Raw genomic sequence first — 22,469 nt, forward strand, 5'->3', positions numbered from 1 at the left:
AGTTCTTTTTTATGAATTACTCATAAAAGGTAAATTTCTGAAAATTTTGGAATCTTAGTTGTGTTTTTCAGAAAACTCTCTTAATATGGAAGTAATTAAACTTTTTTAGTTAGGATGATTTAAAAATGAATGAAGAGCAAGAACTGCAGCGTGGACTGAAAAATAGACACGTCCAACTGATTTCTATTGGCGGAGCGATTGGAACGGGGTTGTTTTTAGGTTCCGGAAAGTCTATCCAGCTAGCTGGCCCTTCGATATTGCTCGCCTATCTTATTACTGGATGCATCTGTTTTTTCATTATGCGTGCGTTAGGCGAACTTCTGTTATCAAACACCAATAACCATTCTTTTCTGGATTTTGTTGCAGAATATCTTGGCAAAAAAGCGGCTTTCATCACTGGCTGGACGTATTGGTTCTGCTGGGTATCGATTGCAATGGCCGATTTAACAGCCATCGGAATGTATGTACGCTACTGGGCGCCTGGTGTTCCTCAGTGGCTTCCTGAACTGATTGCATTAGGTCTTCTTCTTTGCTTGAATATGGTGGCTGTCTCATTGTTTGGTGAGTTAGAGTTTTGGTTTGCATTGATCAAAGTTGTAGCGATCATTGCCTTTATCCTCGTAGGAGCTTATATGATCCTCACCCACTATACGACAGATATTGGCACAGCCAGTATCACGAATCTATGGTCTCATGGCGGATTCTTTCCAACTGGTGCAAAAGGATTTATCTTAGCTTTCCAAATGGTAACCTTTGCTTTTGCTGGGATAGAATTAGTTGGATTAGTCGCTGGAGAAACAGAAAATCCTGAAAAAGTGTTGCCGGAAGCTATCAATAATATTCCTATCAGGATCATCTTATTTTACTTAGGATCTCTTTTTGTCATTATGGCAATCTATCCATGGAACAGCTTGAATCCAGATAACAGTCCATTTGTAGAAGTATTTTCGGAAATTGGGATCACGATTGCTGCTTCCTTGATCAATTTAGTCGTATTAAGTGCAGCAGCTTCTGCCTGCAACAGTGCAATATATAGTACAGGACGTATGCTTCGTTCTTTAGCGCAAGAAGGCAGTGCCCCTAAAAAATTCAAAAAGTTAACAACACATCATGTGCCAGGGAATGCTTTGACATTTTCTACTATCGTCATTTTCATTTCTGTTATCTTGAATTATGTGATGCCTAGTGAAGTATTCACACTAGTAAGCAGTATTGCCACTACTTGTTTCTTGTTTATCTGGAGTATGCTTGTCTACACGCACATGAAATATCGTAAAAGTATCCTCGGCAAAAAAGCTCATTCATTTAAAATGCCGTTGTACCCATTTAGTAATTATCTGGTATTTCTTTACATGGCCTTTGTGTGTGTCGTCTTGTTCCTAGGAAAAGATACGAGAATCGCTTTATTACTAACACCGGTGTGGTTCTTGCTTCTATTACTGATCTATCATATGAAATATGAACGTAAGAAGTAAGAAAGTAGTTGTGACAGAAGTGGTCAGCTTCGAGAAATAAGAAGGAATTTACGAAAATTGCTTCTTAAATTTTTGTGAAATTTCGGCTTATTTCTTGGAGTTAAACGCTTCAGTCCCAGCCTCTTTTCTATTTCCCCGGAAACAACCGCTGATAATAGGCATCTGCTTTTTTATAGGAAAAAATCCAAATACCAGATACAAAAAAACGTCCGAATAACCCGATCAACGGTACAAAAAAGACACCGGCAATCAAGCATAAGTTAATCATCATGGAGATAAGACTTCGACGGTCCTTTGACAAAACTCTCACGACATGGGAATCTGGTTTATTTGCTTTCATGATTTGCCTCATCAAGATACCAAAAGAAAAACTCCACATCATGTATACTAAGACATAAGCCATCTCAGGCCAAAAAGCTTCAGGGTTACGCCCGACCCAACTAGTAACAGAAGGACATAAAGTCAGCCAGAAGAGCCAAAAGATATTCGACCAGACCACTCGGTAATTAATTCGTTCTGCCATCTGAAATATACGATGATGGTTCACCCAGATCACCGCAACAAATATAAAGCTGATGGTATAAGCTAATAATGTATTTCGGATGACCCATAAAGAATGAAAGCTAGATGGATTAGGGATCTTGATCTCTAATACAAGAACTGTCAAAACAATGGCTACCACTCCATCAGTAAATGCTTCTAATCTCGTCTTTGTCACGATGATTCCTCCTCAGATGATTCAGCGCTTTTATTTTATCACTTACGTTATTAAATAACCACCGTTTTATATAGGAAATTTTCTGAAAATTGTTGCATATTTTTCGAAATTTTGTTACTTTTAAAAAAACCGTAAAGGAGTTATGTATGACAAAAAAATTATCATTTAAAGACTATCTTTTTATAGGCTCCATGCTTTTCGGTCTATTTTTTGGTGCTGGAAATCTTATCTTTCCCGTTCATTTGGGTCAAGAAGCAGGCGCTGCTACCTTTTGGGCGAATCTAGGTTTCTTGGTTACCGGTATCGGTCTTCCCTTCTTAGGGGTGATTGCCATTGGTGTATCGAAAAGCTCAGGTGTATATGAATTAGCAAAACGGATAAATCAAACATATGCGATGGTTTTTACCATCTTGCTTTACTTAGTTATCGGACCGTTTTTTGCTTTACCTCGCCTTGCAACCACATCTTTCGAGATTGGTTTAGCACCATTTATCGATCCTAGCAGACAGACGCTATATCTAGCAATTTTCAGTATTGTATTTTTTGTGCTGGCTTGGTGGTTTTCAAGAAAACCGACAAAGATATTAGATTATGTTGGAAAGTTCCTGAATCCTGCATTTTTGGTTTTATTAGGTGCTTTGCTTCTCCTTGCTTTTTTGAATCCACTAGGTTCTGTAAATCAAGCGCCTATTCAGCCAAATTATCAAGAGCATGCTTTTTTCACAGGGTTTACTCAAGGATATAACACATTAGATGCGCTTGCTGCTTTAGCATTTGGGATCATCATTGTCACAACAATCCAAAACATGGGTGTAACAAAACCTGCTGAAATCGCTAAAGACACGATCAAATCTGGTGCGATCAGCATTATATTGATGGGAATCATTTATACTTTGCTCGCTTATTTAGGTGCTATGAGCTTAGGTAGCTTTGCTCTAAGTGAAAATGGCGGGATCACGCTGGCTCAGATTGCTGATCATTATTTAGGTACTTATGGCAGTATCTTATTAGCATTTATCGTTATATTAGCTTGTTTGAAGACCGGTATTGGTTTGATTACAGCTTTTGCAGAAACATTCACAGATTTGTTTCCGCAAAGAAATTACGCATTCTTTGTTGCACTTGCTAGTATCCTTCCTTGTTTAGCGGCAAACGTAGGCTTGACGAATATCATTCAATTTTCGTTGCCTGTTTTGATGTTCATCTATCCATTAGCAATGACACTGATTTTACTAGTGTTAGTTGGTCCTTTGTTTAAGCAGCGTACGGCTGTTTATCGAATGACTACTTATTTTACATTGATTGCTTCGATTTTTGATGGGTTGAACGCTTGCCCAGAAACTATCAAACAAACACCTATTGTTCAAAATCTTTTACATGTTGCGGAAAGCTACTTGCCGTTTTTCAAATTGGGGATGGGGTGGATCGTACCAGCAGTTATCGGTTTTGTTATCGGACTGATTTGGAGTTTCGCTAAGAAAGAAGAAGTAGCAGATTGATAAAAGAGGTTGTGAAAGAGACGTTCAGCCTTGAGCAATAAAAAGTAATTTTGAAAAATAGCTTCTCATATTTTACAAAATTGTGCCTTATTGCCGATAGGCTGTCTCTTGAACACTGTTTATTGAGAGGTCGTGAAAAAGCCGCTTAGTTTCGAGTATTAAGAAATATTTTGTGAAAATGGCTTCTCACATTTTTGCATAAATTTGACTTAATACCGAGAAACTGACTTTTGAACACCGTTTATTGAGAGGTCGTGAAAAAGCTGCTTAGTTTCAAGTATTAAGAAATATTTTGTGAAAATGGCTTCTCACATTTTTGCATAAACTTGACTTAATACCGAGAAACTGACTTTTGAACACCGTTTATTGAGAGGTCGTGAAAAAGCCGCTTAGTTTCAAGTATTAAGAAATATTTTGTGAAAATGGCTTCTCACATTTTTGCATAAATTTGACTTAATACCGAGAAACTGGCTTTTGAACACCGTTTATTGAGCGTCTATAAACTGACCTGAGTATTAGAGAAACAAAACGGCAAAGTAGCTCCATATACTTTGCCGTTTTGTTTTGAACTAATACCGAAGAGTAGCTGATCGAACAACATTTCTTTTATAATATAGATTTTAGACATATATATGATATAAAAATAGTTTTCGCAAAAAAACTTAACAACTTTCGAAAACTTTCGTCACAAAATATTCACAACTAGTGACTATTATATAAGCATACCAACAAACAACCCTAACAACACTTTTTCATTTTTAACTCCTTATCCTGCTAGCTCCCCGGCTAGCAGGACCTTTTTTTATCAAAAAAACTTGTACCATCCAATCGATTCAACTAATCAACCCAATGCTGTCATGCTGTGATACTCATCCTAAAACGTTCCGTTTTACTGATATCAGCTTAAAGCATTCGGTTATTTTTGATTAGTAATGATTGATGGTACAAGCTCATACGTGCTTTTCTATCTGGTATAAATTATTTTGATAATCGTTCCTGTTCCCCTGCTGGTGAAAGGATTGTTATTTTTTCAATTTGTTCTACAGGAACCATCCGGATCTGCTGCTCTTCGTTTTGTAGGCGGATCATCACTCGGTCTTTTTCGACCGTTTTTGTCGCCACCCAGCCTGAGATCGTTTCATACTTGCTACTCAAACGATTTGCTCTTACTTGTAAGATAACTAGACTATGTTCAGTAGCAGCTTTTTGCAGCTCAAGAATAAACTTTCCTTGCAATCGTACATTCTTAGCATGTTCTTCAGTGTCATTTACAAAAGAATCAAAAAGTTGATACGAAGTATGAGTAACTAACTTCGTAAGCTTCTTCATTGGCGATACTGTCTCTTCGTTCATCGAAAGCACTCCTCCTTTAGCTAAGAAAGTGTTACTTAATTAATTTTATTTTACCTAACATTTTACAAAAAAACAAGGAAATGCTCTAACATCGCCTTAAAAAGAAAGCGTTAACTTTACAAATTGTTCGTTATTTTATTTTCGTCAATCCAAATATTCCACCAATGATTCAGGCCTTCTGTGATCAAGTGATATGTCTCATCAAAGTTATTGGTATAGTATGGGTCGGGAACATTTTCTTTTTCTTTTCCAGGAATGCTACTTAAAAACAAATGGATTTTCCCCTGCGCTGAGCGTGGTGCTCTTCGTTTCAGTTCTTCTACATTTTCTTGATCCATACCAATGATCCAATCAAAAGTTTCAAAATCGTGGGGTGTGATTTGCCGAGCAACCATATTCGTCATATCTACTTTTTCTTGGTTTAATATTTTTTTCGTTCCAGGGCGCGGTGTCTTTCCAACTTCATACGTGCTTGTAGCAGCAGAATCCACAAAAAATTCTGCTTCCCTTCCTTCTATTGCTATTCGTTTTCTCAGCAAGCCTTCTGCCATCGGTGAACGGCAAATATTTCCCAAACAAACAAATAAAATTTTTGTCATTTCCCCATCTCCTTTTAGCGATTATTGCTTTTCCAACAAAAAATTTTTCTATTACTGTTCTTCCAACTCTTCTTTTGCATAAAGACGATAAGAATATAATTCCGTATCCTTGGCTAAACGGAAAAGCTGCATAGCGATTTCCATCGGTGTTTCTTCATATTCATTCGTGATCCAATTGACTAATACACCACTGCAACCGTAAGAAAAAAAACGAGCATAAAATAGTTTGTCTCTTGCAGAAAGTTGTCTTTCTTCATCCATTTGTTCAAAAATCTTGATAAATGATTTTTGGATCAGTTGAGAAAACTCTTTTTGTAAAATTTCTGGGTCAGAAAGCACAGTATTTGCATAAAATTCTTTCTTCTCAGCAATTGCTTTCAGCATTTTCAATGCTTGCTCTTCCCAATTATCAAGTGAAAGACATTGTGGATCTAAATAATGCAATGCATCCTCACAATAGACCCAACGAAGCAAATCGTATTTATCTGTAAAATGATAATAAAATGTTTGTCGATTGATTTTTGCTTCATTTGCGATTTTTTGGACGCTGATTTTTCGAAAAGATTGCGTTTGGCACAAATCAATCAATACGTTTTTGATCAATTGTTTCGTACGTGTTGTATCACTCATTCATTTTCCTCCAATCTAAAAGCAAAAATCATATATGATAGTCGTAACCAAAATGTTCATAGGCATAAGCAGTAGCAATTCGCCCTCTAGGTGTACGCTTTAAAAATCCTTTTTGGATCAGATACGGTTCATACATATCTTCTACCGTCTCACGCTCTTCTCCTATGTTTACTGAAAGCGTACTTAACCCTACTGGTCCGCCGCCATATAACTCGATCATTGTTCGCAACAATTTCTGGTCAACATAATCCAATCCAGCCTGATCGACCTGCAGCAAAGTAAGTGCCTGATCCGCTATAGGGCGATCGATTTTCCCGTCTCCTTGGACTTGCGCAAAATCACGAACCCGTTTGAGCAAGCGATTAGCAATTCTAGGCGTTCCTCGTGATCGGCGAGCAATTTCCAATGCCCCTTCTTCAATGATCTCTGTTTGAAAAATATCCGAAGAACGTAAAACGATCTCCTGCAGATCCTGTTCGTCATAATATTCCATATGAGAAATGATGCCAAATCGATCTCGTAAAGGTGCAGAAAGCATACCTGCCCGTGTCGTCGCGCCAATCAAAGTAAAGGGAGGAAGAGGGAAATGAACCGGATGTGCGGTTGGCCCTTGTCCTACCATGATATCTACATAGAAATCTTCCATAGCTGAATAAAGCATCTCTTCTACCACTCTAGGTAATCGATGGATCTCATCGATAAACAGGACATCCCCTGCTTCCAGTTCATTCAAGATTGCTACTAAGTCACCCGGACGTTCGATAGCAGGGCCACTCGTCGTACGAATATTTACGGTCATCTCATTAGCAATGACCATGGCCATCGTCGTTTTTCCTAATCCAGGAGGCCCGTACAACAGAACATGATCTAAAGGTTCTTCCCGATTTCTGGCAGCTTCGATGTAAATCTGAAGTTCTTGTTTGACTTTTCTCTGTCCGATATATTGAGAAAGCAGCTGTGGTCGAAGAGATTTTTCCAAACTCAGTTCATTTTCGCCAGATTCTGGTGATAACAAGTATTCATCTGTCATTTGGTCTCCTCCTTATTTTTTCATCATTAGCTTGAGTGCTTGGCGTAGATACTCATCCGTTGTCTGATTATCGACTTCTTTTAATTGTTTTTCTACACGTTTGATTTCTCGATCACTGTAACCAAGAGCCGAGAGAGCTTCCATTGCTTCAGATAGAGCTGTAGCGTCTTTTGTGTTTGCTTCATCAAATAGACTAAAAGGTGTATCGATACTCAGCTCACCGAATTTTCCTTTTAGATCCAAGATCATTTGTTGTGCTGTCTTTTTCCCTACTCCTGGAAATTTCGTCAAATAAGTGACATCACTGGATTCTACTGCTTGAATCAAACCGGAGTGGTCTTCGCTTGCCATGATTGCAAGGGCACTTTTCGGACCGATTCCTGAAACACTTACTAATCGCAAAAACAGTTGCTTTTCTTCTAGCGAATCAAATCCATACAGAAGATGCGCATCTTCACGTATCACCTGATGGACATAAATTTTTATTTTTTGATTTAGTTTGCTACTGTAGCGGTAAGGATTTCCTAGTGCGATCTGGTAGCCGATACCATTGGTTTCTACTACTATGTAATAGGGGTTGATAAAGGTAACCACACCTGTCAGATATTCATACATATTCTAGTCCTCTTTCTTTTGCACACATACGTTCCCTTTATTGTAGCACATTTCACCTTGTGAAAAAAGGAGTCTGGGGAGCGTTTCTTTCAAATAGCAATCGCTTGAATAAAAAAAGAGCGGACGATCGAGTAAATCCCCGTATTGTACCGCTCTTTGTGTATTTCCATTATTCTACAAGTGATTTGAATTCCCCATAACCTAATTCATCCATCTTTTCATATGGAATGAATTTCAGTGAGGCAGAATTGATGCAGTAACGTAGACCACCTTGATCTACTGGTCCATCGGTAAACACATGTCCGAGATGAGAATCTGCTTCTTTGCTTCGAACTTCTATTCGATGCATGCCATGAGAAAAATCGGCTTTTTCGCGCACTTGTCTTTTCGTTATTGGTTTGCTGAATGATGGCCAGCCACAACCTGCATCATATTTTTCTGCAGAGCTGAATAACGGTTCACCGCTGACGATATCTACATAGATCCCCTTTTCGTAAAAATCATCATATTTCCCGCTAAATGGTCGTTCTGTTGCATTTTCTTGTGTGACTGCATAAGCCATGGGTGATAACTTTTCTTTCAGTTCTTCTTTTTCTGGTCTTATTGGTTTATCCATTAAAAATGCCCCCTTTGTGATCCTATCATAGCGCCAAAGTGGACAGATGCCAACAATTTGCTTTCTTTTGAACTATTTACACTTTTCGGCGTCGGGCAAACTCAACGAAACGGAATTTATCTAATCGGTGAACCGACTCAGAATACTCGAAACAGCGGGTATCTTCCAGATGAACGAGGCTTCTGACTACTACTGCATAAATGTCATCGTGAAGATCCATCGCTGTTTTCATGATTTCCGTTACTTCTTCTACTGTGATCTCCTTTTGCGCGTAAGCAATCGTCAAAGAAAGCTCATTTTCAAAATATTCATAGATCGATCCTTGTGCTTGTGCTGGAGTTAAAATAGGAACGATTTCCTTTAATAGATAATCGGTGTCTAATATAACTACTTCGCCATTGATTTTTCTTTCGCGTATCAAATGCCAAACAGGCGCACCGATCTCCCAGCCAGTGATCTCGTTCAATGCTTTTGTCACTTCTGTTTCTTCTAACGTATGGATGATCGTTTCACTTGGAATACGTTGGGTCTCCTGTAGCTCTTTATAGCTAGTCAATCCAGAAATAGGAAAGTCGAAGCGATTCCGATCCAGTACGATCGAACCTTTTCCTTGTTTTTTTTGAATATAACCTTCCGTAGTCAAAAGATTCAGCGCTTTTCTAATTGTTTCTCGTGAAACACCATAAATTTTGATCAATTGGTTCTCACTGGGTAAAAGCGAATGCGGAGGATATTCTTTCGCTAAAATTTTCTGTTCCAAATCTAAAAAAATTTCATTGAACTTATTCATGTTTTTTCCCTCACTCGTTCTTCCATCATTTCTTCACTATACTACAGCTCTTTTTGTATTTCAATGTTCCTATTTTTAAGAAAAGCTTATTTTAAGCTTTTTAAAACGATATCATTTTCTCTCGTACTTTTTAATAAAACGCTTGCAATTCTCTCCGAAAAAAAGTATAGTAAATGAAGAAACAACTTGCATAGACAAGTTAAGAGAAAGGGGTTTATTGATATGGCAAAATATCAAGCAGATGCCGAGAAGCTGTTACATGATATCGGCGGAAAAGAAAATATTGCTGCAGTTAGTCATTGTGCGACTCGTATGCGTTTTGTCCTGAATGATCCAGGAAAAGCGGACGAAAAAGCGATCGAAGATATACCTAGCGTAAAAGGGATGTTCACGAATGCAGGACAGTTCCAAGTCATCATAGGAAACGATGTTTCTACTTTTTATAACGACTTCGTTGCAGTATCTGGAGTTGAAGGGGTTTCCAAAGAACAAGGAAAAGCAGCTGCAAAACAAAACCTTCATCCCGTTCAACGTGCTATTGCCGTTTTAGCAGAAATCTTTACACCACTGATTCCTGCAATCATTGTCGGTGGATTGATCCTTGGATTCAGAAATGTACTTGAAGGTATCCAGTTTGAAAGTCTTGGTGGAACAATCGTTGAACACTCGAAGTTTTGGAATGGTGTCAATGCCTTTTTGTGGTTACCGGGTGAAGCAATTTTCCATTTTCTTCCAGTAGGTATCACTTGGAGTATTGCAAAAAAGATGGGTACTACACAAATATTAGGAATCGTTTTAGGAATTACGTTAGTTTCTCCGCAATTATTAAATGCTTATAGTGTAGCTTCCACAGCCGCAGCAGATATTCCATTTTGGGATTTTGGTTTTGCTCAAGTCCAGATGATTGGTTATCAAGCGCAAGTTATTCCAGCCATGCTGGCAGGGTTTATGTTAGCGTATCTAGAAATCTTCTTCCGCAAATATATCCCTCAGTCGATCTCGATGATTTTTGTTCCATTGTTTTCATTGTTACCAACTGTTTTAGCTGCACACGTTATTTTAGGTCCTATCGGCTGGACAGTCGGAAGCTGGATCTCAAATATCGTAAATACTGGATTGACGTCTTCTATCAGCTGGTTGTTTAGTGCCGTATTCGGATTCCTGTATGCTCCTTTAGTGATTACTGGTCTCCACCATATGACCAATGCCATCGATATGCAGCTGATTGCAGATTTCGGATCAACGAATTTATGGCCGATGATTGCTTTATCAAATATCGCCCAAGGCTCTGCAGTCTTAGCCATCATCTTCTTACATCGTGGGAATAAAAAAGAAGAACAAATCTCGATTCCAGCAATGATTTCTTGTTACTTAGGCGTAACTGAACCTGCTATGTTCGGAATCAATTTGAAATACGTCTTTCCTTTCGTCGCTGCAATGGTCGGCTCTGGATTAGCTGGCATGTTTGCTAACTTGATGGGTGTTCGAGCTAACGCGATCGGAGTAGGTGGTTTGCCAGGAATACTAGCTATCCAAGCAGAAACATGGGTACCTTTCATCATCGCAATGATCATTGCTGTCATCATTCCATTTGGCTTGACGATCATCTTTAGACGTCAGGGAATTTTGAATAAGATTGATCCTGCTGTTCCTGAAAATGCTGCTGATGTACAACTTCAAACAGCAAATGGCGCAACAGCAACGCCACAGTCTTTCGAACCTGTTTCAGCAACTGGTACGGCAGTTGCAACAAAAGAAACATTATTCGCAGTCGCTGCAGGGGCCATCAAGGAAATAACTGAAGTAAATGACCCAGTTTTCTCACAAAAAATGATGGGTGACGGTTATGCTGTCGAACCGTCAAACGGCAAAGTCTATGCACCAGTAAACGGTAAAGTGACGAGTGTCTTTGAAACAAAACATGCCATTGGTATTCTTTCTAATGAGGGGCTGGAAGTACTTGTTCACATGGGATTAGATACTGTTGAACTAAAGGGTGTTCCTTTCAATGTATTCGTGAAAGAAGGAGACCTTGTCACACCAGAGACCCTGATTGCTGAAATGGATTTGCCAGAAATAGAACAAGCTGGCAAGAAAACTGACATTATTGTTGCTTTGACCAATAATGAAAAAGTTGCAGGACTTTCTCTTGACCAATCAGGACTTGTTCGCCCGGGCGAAGCAGTCGGTAAAGCTGAAGTAAAATCTTAGTCAGAGTAGATAAGTAATCTTTTCAATAAAAAAACGGGCTATCATGGATTTTCAATCGAAAATCAGATAGTCCGCTTTTTTGTTTAAATGAATGTTTTCAGTGCCTGATTGACAGCACCAATCGGAAATCCTACGATACTGTAATAATCTCCATAAATTTCTTTGACGAATACACTCGCAGCATTTTGGATGCCGTATGCCCCTGCCTTATCCGCATAATCCCCCGTCTCCAAGTAGCGTTTGATCTCTTCGTCTGTCAAAGGATAAAAAGTGACATGTGCTTCTGCTAGTATCCGTTCTTCTCGTTCCTTTGTTTTTAAAACAACAGCTGTATATACAGTATGTGTTTCCCCGCTTAGTTTTTTCAGCATGAATTCAGCCTCAGCCAGATCTTCTGGTTTACCCATGATCTCTTGATTGAGAACAACAGTCGTGTCACTGGCAATCACTAAATGGTCTTCTTTTTCAACTTGTTCCCAGACAGTTCGTGCTTTTTCTTCAGCCATTCTACGAACATAATCGACGGGCTGTTCGTCTGGAAATGGCGTTTCATCGATATCAGCAGGTTCAATCTCGAATTCTGAAACGATATGAGCCAATAACTCTTTTCTTCTTGGTGATTGGGATGCTAATACAATCTTCATGTTTTCCCTCTTCTCTTTGACTTAATGCGGGTCTTGGATTCGTTTGAACATCCTTTCCATATCCGAATTGGTAAAGTGAATCAATACTGGACGGCCATGGGGACAATTGAAAGGATTTTCGCATCGTGCCAGATCCTTCAGCAGCACACGTGCTTGTGCTTCATTCAAATAATGGTTGGCTTTAATCGATCGTTTGCAACTCATCATGATTGCTGTTGCTTCACGGAATTTTTTTACACTCACATTTCCAGTTGTCAGCAGCATATCGATCATCTCCCGAATAATCGATTCTTCTTCTCCATTGGGATACCAAGTAGGATGGGCCCGTACAATAAAGCTGTTTTGACCAAATTCTTCTAAATAAATCCCTGCATCTTCTAGCAAGTGTTTTTGCTCTTTTAATTTCAAAGCATCACTGTTTGGATAGTCTAACACAAATGGAACAAGCAATTCTTGCAGATCATCAGATACTTCCCCAATTTTTTCCCGGAAATATTCATACTTAATGCGCTCTTGGGCAGCATGCTGATCAATGATGTACAACCCATCGCTACTTTGGGCAAAAAGATACGTTCCGTGCATCTGTCCAAAATATTCCAATTGAGGAAAACGTTGAACTGGTTTTTCCGTTTCTAGTTTCTTGATCGCTTGTTCTAATGTTTTGTCGTTTCCTTGAGTGAAATCAAATTCAGGATGGAGCGCCAATTCTTCCTCGTAAATCTTTTCATCCTCTTCTACGGATTTATCTGCTTGTTCTTCATTTGTTTTCTCCATGTTATCCACAATGGGAAATTCTTTCTTTTCAGATTTTTCCACTGTTTTTTCTACAAAGTTATCAACATTTTCACCAAACTTATCCACCGTTTTCGCTGTTTTTTCTGGATAAGTGGTGTTTTCTTCAGAAAAACCAGAATAGTTTTCAACATTTTCCACAGACTTATCAACAATTCTGTCAACAAATGTGTTTTTTGGTTCTTCTACGAAAAAGGTTCCTGTCTCTCGATCAAAATTCAAACTACTTGGCTTTTTAGGTTTTTCTTCTTCAAAAGCGTAGGACAAATCGATTTCGATTTGTTCTGTTTTAGGCTGATCGGGTACTTTTTTCTTAAACCGTAGATTATCCGCTGCACTTGGAATCAGATTTTCTTGAGACAATGCTTTTTGAATGGCGTTACTAATTAGCTCTGTTAGTTCTTTTTCCTTCGATAGCCGGACTTCCTGCTTCGTCGGATGAACATTTACATCTACTAAAAGCGGGTCCATTTTGATTTCCAATACAGCAATAGGGAAACGACCGACCATTAATTTTGACCCATAACCTGCAACGATTGCTTTATTCAAGGAAAAGTTCTTGATAAAACGTCCATTGATGATCGTCGATAAGTAGTTCCTACTGGCACGAGTCACCTCAGGCAATGAAATATAGCCAAATAACTCAAAATCTAGATCTTTTCCTTCGATTTTCAGCATTTTTTTTGCGGTAGATAATCCGTAGATTCCCGCAATTGTTTGTTTCAGATCGCCATTTCCAGCAGTTGCCAGCATTTTGTTTCCATCATGTACTAAACGAAAAGCAATCGATGGATGACTCAATGCCAGTCGATTGACGATGTCCCCGATGTTCGCTAATTCTGTGTGCAGTGTTTTCACGTATTTCAAGCGGGCTGGCGTATTGAAAAACAGATTGCTGACGGTAATCTTCGTTCCTTGACGCAGTGGTGCTGGTCGATGCTCAATAACTTCTCCGCCTTTCAGCGACAGATAGGTGCCTTGTTTTTCTTCCTGATTTGCCGTTTCCAGAGTCATTTCAGAAACCGAGGCAATACTTGGCAAAGCTTCCCCTCGAAAGCCCAGCGTTCGTATGCGGAAAAGATCGTCGCGATTATGGATCTTACTTGTCGCATGCCTCTTGAAGGCATTCTCTACGTCGTCTGCCAAAATGCCTTCTCCGTTATCAATCACTTGGATCGTCCGCAGTCCCGCTTCTTCAACTAAGATATCAATCTGAGTACTGCCGGCGTCAATTGCATTTTCCACTAATTCTTTCACAACGGAAGCTGGTCGCTCCACTACTTCTCCCGCAGCGATCTGATTAGCTAAACGTTCAGATAATTCTTGGATTTTGGCCATCGATATCCGCCTTCTTCCTACAGTTGTTTTTGTAATTCATATAATGTGTTTAGTGCATCCATTGGCGTCATTTCTAGTAAATTTATTTGCTTCAGTGATTCAATGACTTCTGTTTCATTTTCGGATAATTCACTGAATAAAGAAAGCTGTTGGTTTTCTTCTTTTACACGGTCTTGTATATGGTCTTGATTTACTTTTTCTGCAGGTGGTTTTATTTGCTCCTGTTTGGCTGTTTTAGTTTTCTCTTCTACTTCAGCTGGAACAGTATGGTGTCCGTTATCGCCATTTTCTAGCGTATGCAGGATATCTGCTGCTCGTTCTAGTAGATTGGAAGGCAATCCTGCGATCTTTGCCACATGTATGCCGTAGCTTTTATCCGCAGGTCCATCCATCATTTTATGCAAGAAGACAACTTCTCCGTCTTTTTCAACGGCTCCAACATGGACATTTTTAAGCTGCGGAAGTTCTTTCTCAAGTACCGTCAGTTCATGATAATGGGTAGAAAAGAGTGTTTTTGCTTGTACATGACGATGGATATACTCGATGATTGCTTGGGCCAATGCCATTCCGTCATATGTTGCTGTTCCTCGCCCGAGTTCGTCAAACAAAATCAAACTGTTTGGCGTAGCATAACGTAGGGCTTGATTGGCTTCCATCATTTCTACCATAAAAGTACTTTGTCCAGCGATTAAGTCGTCACTTGCACCGATTCGGGTAAAAATCCGATCAAAAATAGGTAAAACTGCTTGTTTTGCCGGAACGAAACAGCCCATTTGCGCCATCAGAACAGTTAATGCCAACTGTCGCATATACGTACTTTTACCAGACATATTCGGTCCTGTAATCAGCAAGATCATTTCGTCTTCTGCCATTTCTACGCTGTTAGGGATATATTCCTGATGTCCTAATACTTTTTCTACTACAGGATGTCGTCCGTCTTTGATCAGAAGCTGATGCTTGTCACTGACAAGTTCTGGCCGAACATACTGATAGCGTTCGCTGATCGTTGCAAAACTTTGTAGCACATCTGCTGCACTGATTGCTTTTGCAAGTACTTGTAGCGGCTGGATAGCCTTTTTGACTTCTTCTCTCACAGCTAAAAACAACTGATATTCTAAATCAACAGATTTTTCTTCTGCTTCGAGTATTTGTGTCTCCAATTTTTTTAGTTCTGGTGTGATGAAACGCTCTGCATTTGCTAAAGTTTGTTTTCGTTCATACTTCTCCAATTCTGCATTTCCAAGATTTGCTTTTGTAATTTCTATATAATAACCGAAAACGCGGTTAAATCCGATTTTTAAGTTCTTGATTCCTGTTTCTTGACGCTCTTTTGCTTCAAGTTCTGCCAACCATTTCTTTCCGTTTCTCATAGCAGAACGGTACATATCGAGCTGCTCATTGAATCCATCTTTGATGATGTTTCCTTCCGTTATTTGTAACGGCGGATCATCTTGGATAGCTTGGTCGATCAATTGGACGAGATGGTCCATCGGCTGCATTTCTGAAAGCAGACTTTGCCATTGACCTTGATCGATTCCTTCAATCAACCCTCTGATCATTGGCACTTGTTCTAAAGAAGTTTTCAGCTGGATCAAGTCTCGCCCATTGACATTACCGAAAGCTACTCGACCTGCTAGGCGTTCCAGATCATAGACTTTCGTTAATGCTGACTGCAAATCGATACGTTCAAAATAGCTGTCTAGCAAAGAAGCGACCATTTCTTGTCTTGCTTTAATTTGTTTTGCCTGGATAAGCGGACGGTCTAGCCATTGTTTTAGTAAACGGCCACCCATTGCTGTTTTTGTTTCATCTAACAACCATAGAAGAGTGCCTTGCTTTTTCCCAGTCCGAATAGATTGGCTTAATTCTAGGTTGAATTTTGAATAATAATCCATTTTCAAAAAATGATCTGGTTGGTATTCTACTGCTTTTTGGATATGAGCTAAACTCCGCTTTTGTGTCACCGATAAATAAGTCAATAGTTTGCCGGTTGCTTCTTTTTCCAGCGGATCGACTAGTTCGCTTGTCAAAAAGCTAAATTCCGCGTTTTCTTCCATCTCATTTTGTTGAGAAAAGACTAGCCCTAAACGCCCGCTTAGCTGTTCACGAAGGGTATCAGTGATCTCACTGCCTAATACGAGTTCTTTTGTCTGCAATGCAGAGGCTTCATTTAAAACAGCTTCTTCATCATGCAACCGAGCCGTCTTCAATTCTCCCGTACTTAAATCGGCATAAGCAAAGCCAAATTCATTTCCTTGACTAACTACAGCTGTTAAAAAATTGTTGTCTTTTGCCGACAATCCTTTGCTGTCCATGACTGTACCAGGAGTTACTAGCTGGATCACTTCGCGCTTGACCATCCCTTTAGTCGTCTTTGGATCTTCTACCTGCTCGCAAATCGCTACTTTATAGCCTTTTTCAATCAAGGCATCGATATATCCTTGTGCTGCATGGTGAGGTACACCGCACATAGGAATAGGTTCTTCTGCATTTCGATTTCTGCTCGTCAACGTTAATTCCAAAAGCTGTGACGCTTTGATCGCATCTTCGTAAAATAGTTCATAAAAGTCTCCTAAACGATAGAACAAAAAAGCATCTTGGTATTGGGCCTTGATGCTTAGATATTGTTCCATCATAGGAGTATTTTTAGTTTTTTGAGGCATGTTTTTCCTCCTCTATTTGTCCATTGATTTCTTCTTGTATCATAGTTGTTAAATGATGAAGCAGATCATCTGCTTCCAACAGCTGTTTTCTATAAGCTACAACAAGCGGATGCTGATCAAATTCTTGCATGAATTGATCCGCTTGTTTGATTGCTTCTTGTTCTGCTGCTGGTTTGTCATAGTGGGCAAAATGAACAGCATCTTTTTGCGCTTGTTTGATTTTTTCTCTCAACTCAGCTAAATACTGGTTTTGCTGGATCTTTTCTTCAAGTTCTTTGTAGCGAATGATCGTTTCATTCTCTCCTAAAAGTTTTGTCAGTTTCCTTACTTCTTTTTGAATTTCCGGCTCCTGCTGCAAAAAACTGCCTCTCTTTCTACTCCATGAACGGTCGATCATCGTTGATCTGAATCAGCTGGATCTCTTTTGCATGGCCTGTCGTATCATCCAATTCCAAGATACAGCCGCTTAAAATCGATCGGCCTTGTTCCACAACTTCAAAACGTTTTGGTAATGCAGTCAGAAACTTTTCGATTACAGGTTCTCTGCGCATACCCAAAATACCATCATAGGGACCTGTCATCCCAACGTCTGTCAGATACGCTGTTCCTCTTGGCAAAATTCGCGCATCATTTGTCTGAACGTGTGTATGTGTACCGACCACTGCTGAAACTTTCCCATCTAAAAACCAGCCCATTGCTTGTTTTTCACTTGTTGTTTCTCCATGAAAATCTACAAAAATGATCGGCGTACGTTTTCTGGCTTCTTCTACCAGCTCATTCATTTTACGAAAAGGATCATCCAAGTCCACCATAAAAGAACGAGCCTGCATGTTGATCACTGCCAGTTCGACTTGGTTCACTTTGACAAAGACCATCCCTTGTCCAGGCGTCCCTTCCGGAAAATTTGCCGGACGAACCATCTTTTTAGCTTCATTTACAAACTCAAAGATTCCGCGGTTGTCCCACGTATGATTCCCCATCGTCACGACATCTACGCCGTCTTGCAAAAATTTTTTATAGATTTTTTCTGTGATTCCACGTCCAGAAGCGGCATTCTCACCATTTACAATCGTTACTTGCGGACGGTACTTCTTCTTCAATCTAGGAAGATATTCAGTAATCATCTCTCGTCCCATTGAACCTACTACATCACCAATAAACAATACCCGCACACTAAATTCCTCTTCTCTTTTAACATCACTCTATATTATAGTTGTTTTCAATAAGAAAGAAAAGGTCAAACAAAAGGAACTCTTTCCTGGTATTTCTTAGTTTTGAAAAATAAAAAATGGGACTATGACAAACATCTTGTCACAGTCCCATTTCCCGAATAAACGTTGTTTCATCTACTTCTTCAGAAATAAGCCGTAATTTTACAAAAATTTGAGAAGCAATTTTCGTAAATCCCTTCTTATTTCTTGAAACTGACCACTTCTGTCACGACCTCTTCCTTAAACGGTGTTCAAAAGCTTGCATCTGCGGTAATAAGCCCAGAAAAACGAAAAATAGGAGGAGCTATTTTTGTTTGGCTGGGCTTATTACTTGATGCAGAACAGCTTTTTCACAACCTCTTTTAAATCACGCTTAACTCTTTCAATGCCTTCCAAATTCCATCCTGATCGTTTGTATCAGTGACCATCTTAGCTTCTGCTTGTACTTCTGGCACAGCATTCCCCATAGCTATCCCAATTCCTGACATGCGCAACATTTCACGGTCGTTTTGTCCATCGCCAAAGCTGATGATGTCTTCATGAGGGATGCCTACTTGTTCTGCTAAGTGCAGAATTGTCGCTGCTTTAGAACCATTTTTAGGTACGACATCTACACTGTTCTCATGCCAGCGGACAAATCGAATTTTATCATATGAAGAGAACTTCCCATCATATGTTTGATCGAAAAATGCTAACGCTTGGTATATTTCTTGTTCCTCTGCAAAAAACTGATCTAATTCAGGCAAGACAGCACCGAAAGAATGCATCGCTTCTTCCATCACCGTTACATCATTGGAAGAAGAACGCTTGATATTGTCTAAGCTGACAAAAGCTGTATCGATCTGCTCATGATGCGCTTCTTGAACGAACGCATCCAACTGGTCGCGATCTAGTAAATTCTTATATACTTGTTCATGGTCTAAAAAACCGGCCGCTCCATTACATAAAATGTAGTTCGTAAAATCAAGATCGCGAATGATCTCTTGCGCATGAAATCGGCTCCGCCCTGTAGCAATCGTGACCAGATGACCGGCTTTGCGTAATTTTTCCAATGATTCTCTCGTGCTATCTAAAGCTTGTTTGTTTGAATCTAACAACGTTCCATCAATATCAAAAGCAAATAATTTGCGTCTCATCTCTTGTCGTCTCGCTTTCTTATAAATACTTACTTGCCTCTCGAACAGCTAACTTACTCAAATCTGTTGTCAGCTGTCTTTTTACCCAATCGGCATCGGTCTTACTATAATCGCGTAATGCCCAACCAATTGCTTTTTGGATAAAGAATTCCTTTGTTTGACGATCTTCGTCTATTGCTCGGATCAATAGTCCTGTGTCTGTTTGCTGTTTATAACCTAATTGCAACGTGATTGCTATTCGACGTAGCCAAAAATCTTCCTTTTTTTCAAACAATTGAAAGACTTCTTCACGCTGCTCTGGGTAGGCTTTACACCATGTGCTGTATACTTTCCTCCAAGAGTCGATGCTGTCCCACCATTCTTTTTTCTGAACTAGTGGCAACAATACGACTAAGTCTTCAAATGTAAGCCGTTTGATGTTTTTCTGGACTAAATCGATCGCTACATACTGATACTCTCTTTCGATTTGTTCATAATAATAATGAACAAAAGCTAAAACTTCAGAAATAGATAAATTTTTGCTCTCATCCAGTAACGGTTGTTGTAAAAGAGCGCGTTCCGGCTTAGGTACTCCAGCAAAGGAAAAAAGATTTTTCATGTACTTTTCCATTTGTAACGCTTTTTCCTCATTTTTTGGAAAAACTAAAACTTCCATGGTACTTCCCCTTTAATGAACGACTTTTTAGTCCACATAGGATGATTTTGACTGATTCAGCCAAGCATATCCCAGTCCCATTACTAAACCGCCACCAATATAATTTCCTGCCAAAGCAAAAAACAAATTATGTAACACATTGCTGACTGTCATTCCATCCATCTGTCCGTGAGAAGCAAAGTAAGCAAGCGTAAAGGCAGGAAAATTCGCTATCACGTGTTCATATCCTAAAAAAGCAAAAATGAAAATGATGAATACGACTGTGATCACTTTTCCGGCATCCTCTTTCATCCGCATGCTGATCAGTACAGCGGTATTGACAACGATATTCGCAAACATCCCTTCCACCAAAATCGTTGCTGCAGGTTTTGCTAGTTTTACTGCTATTGATTCTAACATAAAGTTGTCCAACGTTAAATCTTGAAATGGCGTAGTCATAGAAATTAGAAATCCACATAATATACCGCCAATCATATTGAAAAAAATACAGGCAAATAGAATCTTGGCTGCCTTACTTAAAGCAAGTCTCTGCCGAAAAACACCCACGGTCATATAAAGCATATTCGATGTTCCTAATTCGGCGTTCATGTATAGAATCATGACCAGACCCCAGCTGAACATAAATGCGTATAAAATCTTTCCTAGACCATGCGCGATATCTTCCCCCTTCATCGCGATCGCAAATGCCACAGCCGTTCCTAAAGTCAAAAACAAACAGGCGAGAACCGCTCGAACAGCGTAACGTGAAAAGCTGTTTTCAAAAAGATTCGCCTTCTTTTCAATTGAAGCATCGATTTTCTCAAATAATGGTGATACCGGATTCATTGATTTTCTCCTTAAACTTCCTTCGCTTTTTTCCATTTGCACATACCCTCTCATTTTATAAAGACAGCCTAGGTTTGTAAAGCGTTTTTATGTACTAATTATCTTGACATTCATGGATGATCTATCATATACTGTAGTTTGTGTAAAATAATGCAGCAGAAAAATAATAACTCATCCCTAGTTTGTTGCCCCGTCTCGGGTTCGATTGTGTAACCGCGGCTGCAAAGGTGAAGATTGAAGAACAAACTATATGATTATGAATTTTTCAACGGATTATTTTACTCCAAAAACTTATATTCATTGGAGGAAATTTTAATGTCTCGTTATACAGGACCATCATGGAAAATTTCTCGTCGCTTAGGCATCTCATTGTCAGGCACAGGAAAAGAATTAGCACGTCGCCCTTACGCACCAGGTCAACATGGACCTAACAGCCGTGGCAAACAATCAGAATACGGCATGCAATTAACTGAAAAACAAAAACTTCGTCACATGTACGGAATGAACGAACGTCAATTCCGTAACTTGTTCGTAAAAGCTAGCAAAATCAAAGAAGGTAAACATGGTGTTAACTTCATGATCTTACTAGAACAACGTTTAGACAATGTTGTTTACCGTTTAGGACTTGCAACGACTCGTCGTCAAGCACGTCAATTAGTTAACCATGGTCACATTTTAGTTGATGGCAAACGCGTTGATATCCCTTCATACCACGTAGAAGTGGGTCAAGTGATCTCAGTTCGTGAAAAATCACAAAACATCGTAACAGTAAAAGAAGCTGTAGAAGCAACTGTTGGACGCCCAGCATTCGTAAGCTTTGACGCTGAAAAATTGGAAGGTTCATTGACTCGTTTACCAGAACGTGACGAACTATATCCAGAAATCGACGAAGCTCTTGTCGTTGAATACTACAACCAAAGCTTATAATTTCAAAAGCTTTCTTGAAAAAGACCGCTATCTATTGGATAGCTGGTCTTTTTTTATATTTTCTATTTACAAAGGAATCACTTTGTTTTACAATTTCGTTAACCAAATAAAAATATTAAGTTAACGAAAAGAGGGCGTTATGAACCGAACATTGAAAGAATTGATACTTGCTGCGGAATTTGCCGCGATTATTTCTGTCCTTTCTCAGATGACCATTCCTTTTGGTTTGGTTCCTTTGACAGGGCAAACATTTGCTATTGGATTAACAGCAACTTTTCTCGGAAGAAAACTAGGATTGATATCTGTTGCAGTTTATCTTTTACTTGGCTTGATTGGTCTTCCTGTATTTTCAGGGATGACTGGAGGTATAGCTGTTTTATTTGGGCCAACTGGCGGATATTTGATTGGATTTCTCTTACAAACGTGGATAACTGGTTGGATGATCGAAAGAACGGATGCTCATTACTTGTATGCAATCTTTGCCAATCTAATGGGCTCTCTTGCTGCATTGATCTGCGGAACGATCTGGCTGAAAATAAGTGGTGATCTTACTTTTACAACTGCATTTGCCAGTGGACTACTGCCGTTTTTACTGCCGGAAGCAATCAAGGCAACTGGAGCAGCTTATATCGGTATCTTGATGAAAAAACGGCTAAATCGATTTCTTCATACAAATTAATCAAAAAAGCAGCATGGAAGAAGACTCAAAGTCTCTTCCACGCTGCCATATTTTAAATTAAAC

The 22,469-nt window shown here is 39.3% G+C and carries 21 protein-coding genes; 5 read left to right on the forward strand and 16 right to left on the reverse strand.

Annotated features, from left to right (window positions below; all coding sequences use genetic code 11):
• The first annotated feature begins 125 nt into the window (after positions 1-125).
• On the forward strand, positions 126-1,475 hold the full coding sequence (locus OS139_RS08280) for an amino acid permease (protein ID WP_002294242.1): 1,350 nt from the start codon (positions 126-128) through the stop codon (positions 1,473-1,475).
• A 127-nt stretch (positions 1,476-1,602) separates the two neighbouring features.
• Here OS139_RS08280 and OS139_RS08285 read toward each other — a convergent pair whose 3' ends face one another.
• On the reverse strand, positions 1,603-2,193 hold the full coding sequence (locus OS139_RS08285; protein WP_002331999.1) for a TMEM175 family protein: 591 nt from the start codon (positions 2,191-2,193) through the stop codon (positions 1,603-1,605).
• Between the two features lie 146 nt (positions 2,194-2,339).
• Between OS139_RS08285 and brnQ the strand changes: the two genes are divergently transcribed.
• Complete coding sequence (brnQ, locus tag OS139_RS08290; RefSeq protein WP_002307366.1) at positions 2,340-3,692, forward strand: branched-chain amino acid transport system II carrier protein; 1,353 nt, start codon at positions 2,340-2,342, stop codon at positions 3,690-3,692.
• A 978-nt stretch (positions 3,693-4,670) separates the two neighbouring features.
• Here brnQ and OS139_RS08295 read toward each other — a convergent pair.
• The 7 genes from OS139_RS08295 to treR form a co-directional block, all read right to left on the reverse strand.
• The gene (locus OS139_RS08295; RefSeq protein ID WP_002289815.1) at positions 4,671-5,045 is read right to left on the reverse strand and encodes a hypothetical protein; all 375 of its coding nucleotides are present in this window, start codon (positions 5,043-5,045) and stop codon (positions 4,671-4,673) included.
• Between the two features lie 116 nt (positions 5,046-5,161).
• A complete protein-coding gene (locus tag OS139_RS08300) occupies positions 5,162-5,644 on the reverse strand; it encodes a low molecular weight protein-tyrosine-phosphatase (protein WP_002332000.1) in 483 nt (160 codons plus the stop codon).
• A 51-nt stretch (positions 5,645-5,695) separates the two neighbouring features.
• Complete coding sequence (locus OS139_RS08305) at positions 5,696-6,274, reverse strand: TetR/AcrR family transcriptional regulator (protein WP_002289813.1); 579 nt, start codon at positions 6,272-6,274, stop codon at positions 5,696-5,698.
• Positions 6,275-6,302: 28 nt separating this feature from the next.
• Complete coding sequence (gene ruvB / locus OS139_RS08310; RefSeq protein ID WP_002289812.1) at positions 6,303-7,304, reverse strand: Holliday junction branch migration DNA helicase RuvB; 1,002 nt, start codon at positions 7,302-7,304, stop codon at positions 6,303-6,305.
• Between the two features lie 12 nt (positions 7,305-7,316).
• On the reverse strand, positions 7,317-7,919 hold the full coding sequence (ruvA, locus tag OS139_RS08315; RefSeq protein ID WP_002290528.1) for a Holliday junction branch migration protein RuvA: 603 nt from the start codon (positions 7,917-7,919) through the stop codon (positions 7,317-7,319).
• 169 nt (positions 7,920-8,088) lie between these two features.
• Positions 8,089-8,535, reverse strand: a complete 447-nt coding sequence (gene msrB / locus OS139_RS08320) for a peptide-methionine (R)-S-oxide reductase MsrB (RefSeq protein WP_002294252.1) — start codon at positions 8,533-8,535, stop codon at positions 8,089-8,091.
• Positions 8,536-8,611: 76 nt separating this feature from the next.
• Positions 8,612-9,325, reverse strand: coding sequence for a trehalose operon repressor (gene treR / locus OS139_RS08325; RefSeq protein WP_002307362.1), 714 nt, complete (start codon positions 9,323-9,325; stop codon positions 8,612-8,614).
• Between the two features lie 222 nt (positions 9,326-9,547).
• Between treR and treP the strand changes: the two genes are divergently transcribed.
• The gene (gene treP, locus OS139_RS08330; RefSeq protein WP_002332001.1) at positions 9,548-11,536 is read left to right on the forward strand and encodes a PTS system trehalose-specific EIIBC component; all 1,989 of its coding nucleotides are present in this window, start codon (positions 9,548-9,550) and stop codon (positions 11,534-11,536) included.
• Between the two features lie 83 nt (positions 11,537-11,619).
• Here treP and OS139_RS08335 read toward each other — a convergent pair whose 3' ends face one another.
• The 8 genes from OS139_RS08335 to OS139_RS08370 all read right to left on the reverse strand — a co-directional run bounded on the left by OS139_RS08335 (position 11,620) and on the right by OS139_RS08370 (position 20,854).
• Positions 11,620-12,180 carry a Maf family protein gene (locus OS139_RS08335; protein WP_002332002.1) on the reverse strand — a complete coding sequence of 187 codons (561 nt, stop codon included), beginning with the start codon at positions 12,178-12,180 and terminating at the stop codon, positions 11,620-11,622.
• Positions 12,181-12,201: 21 nt separating this feature from the next.
• Positions 12,202-14,310: a DNA mismatch repair endonuclease MutL gene (gene mutL, locus OS139_RS08340; protein WP_002332003.1), complete on the reverse strand. Its 2,109-nt coding sequence runs from the start codon at positions 14,308-14,310 to the stop codon at positions 12,202-12,204.
• Between the two features lie 17 nt (positions 14,311-14,327).
• The gene (gene mutS, locus OS139_RS08345; protein WP_002332004.1) at positions 14,328-16,973 is read right to left on the reverse strand and encodes a DNA mismatch repair protein MutS; all 2,646 of its coding nucleotides are present in this window, start codon (positions 16,971-16,973) and stop codon (positions 14,328-14,330) included.
• Positions 16,957-17,370, reverse strand: coding sequence for a YlbF family regulator (locus tag OS139_RS08350; protein ID WP_016628157.1), 414 nt, complete (start codon positions 17,368-17,370; stop codon positions 16,957-16,959). The genes mutS and OS139_RS08350 overlap by 17 nt, the downstream gene beginning before the upstream one ends.
• Positions 17,348-18,145, reverse strand: coding sequence for a TIGR00282 family metallophosphoesterase (locus tag OS139_RS08355; RefSeq protein WP_002297139.1), 798 nt, complete (start codon positions 18,143-18,145; stop codon positions 17,348-17,350). The genes OS139_RS08350 and OS139_RS08355 overlap by 23 nt, the downstream gene beginning before the upstream one ends.
• Before the next feature lie 401 nt (positions 18,146-18,546).
• Positions 18,547-19,320 carry a Cof-type HAD-IIB family hydrolase gene (locus OS139_RS08360; protein ID WP_002332006.1) on the reverse strand — a complete coding sequence of 258 codons (774 nt, stop codon included), beginning with the start codon at positions 19,318-19,320 and terminating at the stop codon, positions 18,547-18,549.
• 19 nt (positions 19,321-19,339) lie between these two features.
• Complete coding sequence (locus tag OS139_RS08365; RefSeq protein ID WP_002297142.1) at positions 19,340-19,975, reverse strand: DNA alkylation repair protein; 636 nt, start codon at positions 19,973-19,975, stop codon at positions 19,340-19,342.
• A 27-nt stretch (positions 19,976-20,002) separates the two neighbouring features.
• A complete protein-coding gene (locus OS139_RS08370; protein WP_174123390.1) occupies positions 20,003-20,854 on the reverse strand; it encodes a formate/nitrite transporter family protein in 852 nt (283 codons plus the stop codon).
• Between the two features lie 261 nt (positions 20,855-21,115).
• Here OS139_RS08370 and rpsD point away from each other — a divergent pair, with 261 nt between their 5' ends.
• Complete coding sequence (gene rpsD / locus OS139_RS08375) at positions 21,116-21,727, forward strand: 30S ribosomal protein S4 (protein ID WP_002294265.1); 612 nt, start codon at positions 21,116-21,118, stop codon at positions 21,725-21,727.
• A 139-nt stretch (positions 21,728-21,866) separates the two neighbouring features.
• Complete coding sequence (locus OS139_RS08380; RefSeq protein WP_002297927.1) at positions 21,867-22,406, forward strand: biotin transporter BioY; 540 nt, start codon at positions 21,867-21,869, stop codon at positions 22,404-22,406.
• Positions 22,407-22,469 lie beyond the last annotated feature (63 nt).

The organism is Enterococcus sp. E4-223 (assembly GCF_035727065.1).
GTDB classification, from domain to species: Bacteria; Bacillota; Bacilli; order Lactobacillales; family Enterococcaceae; genus Enterococcus_B; species Enterococcus_B faecium.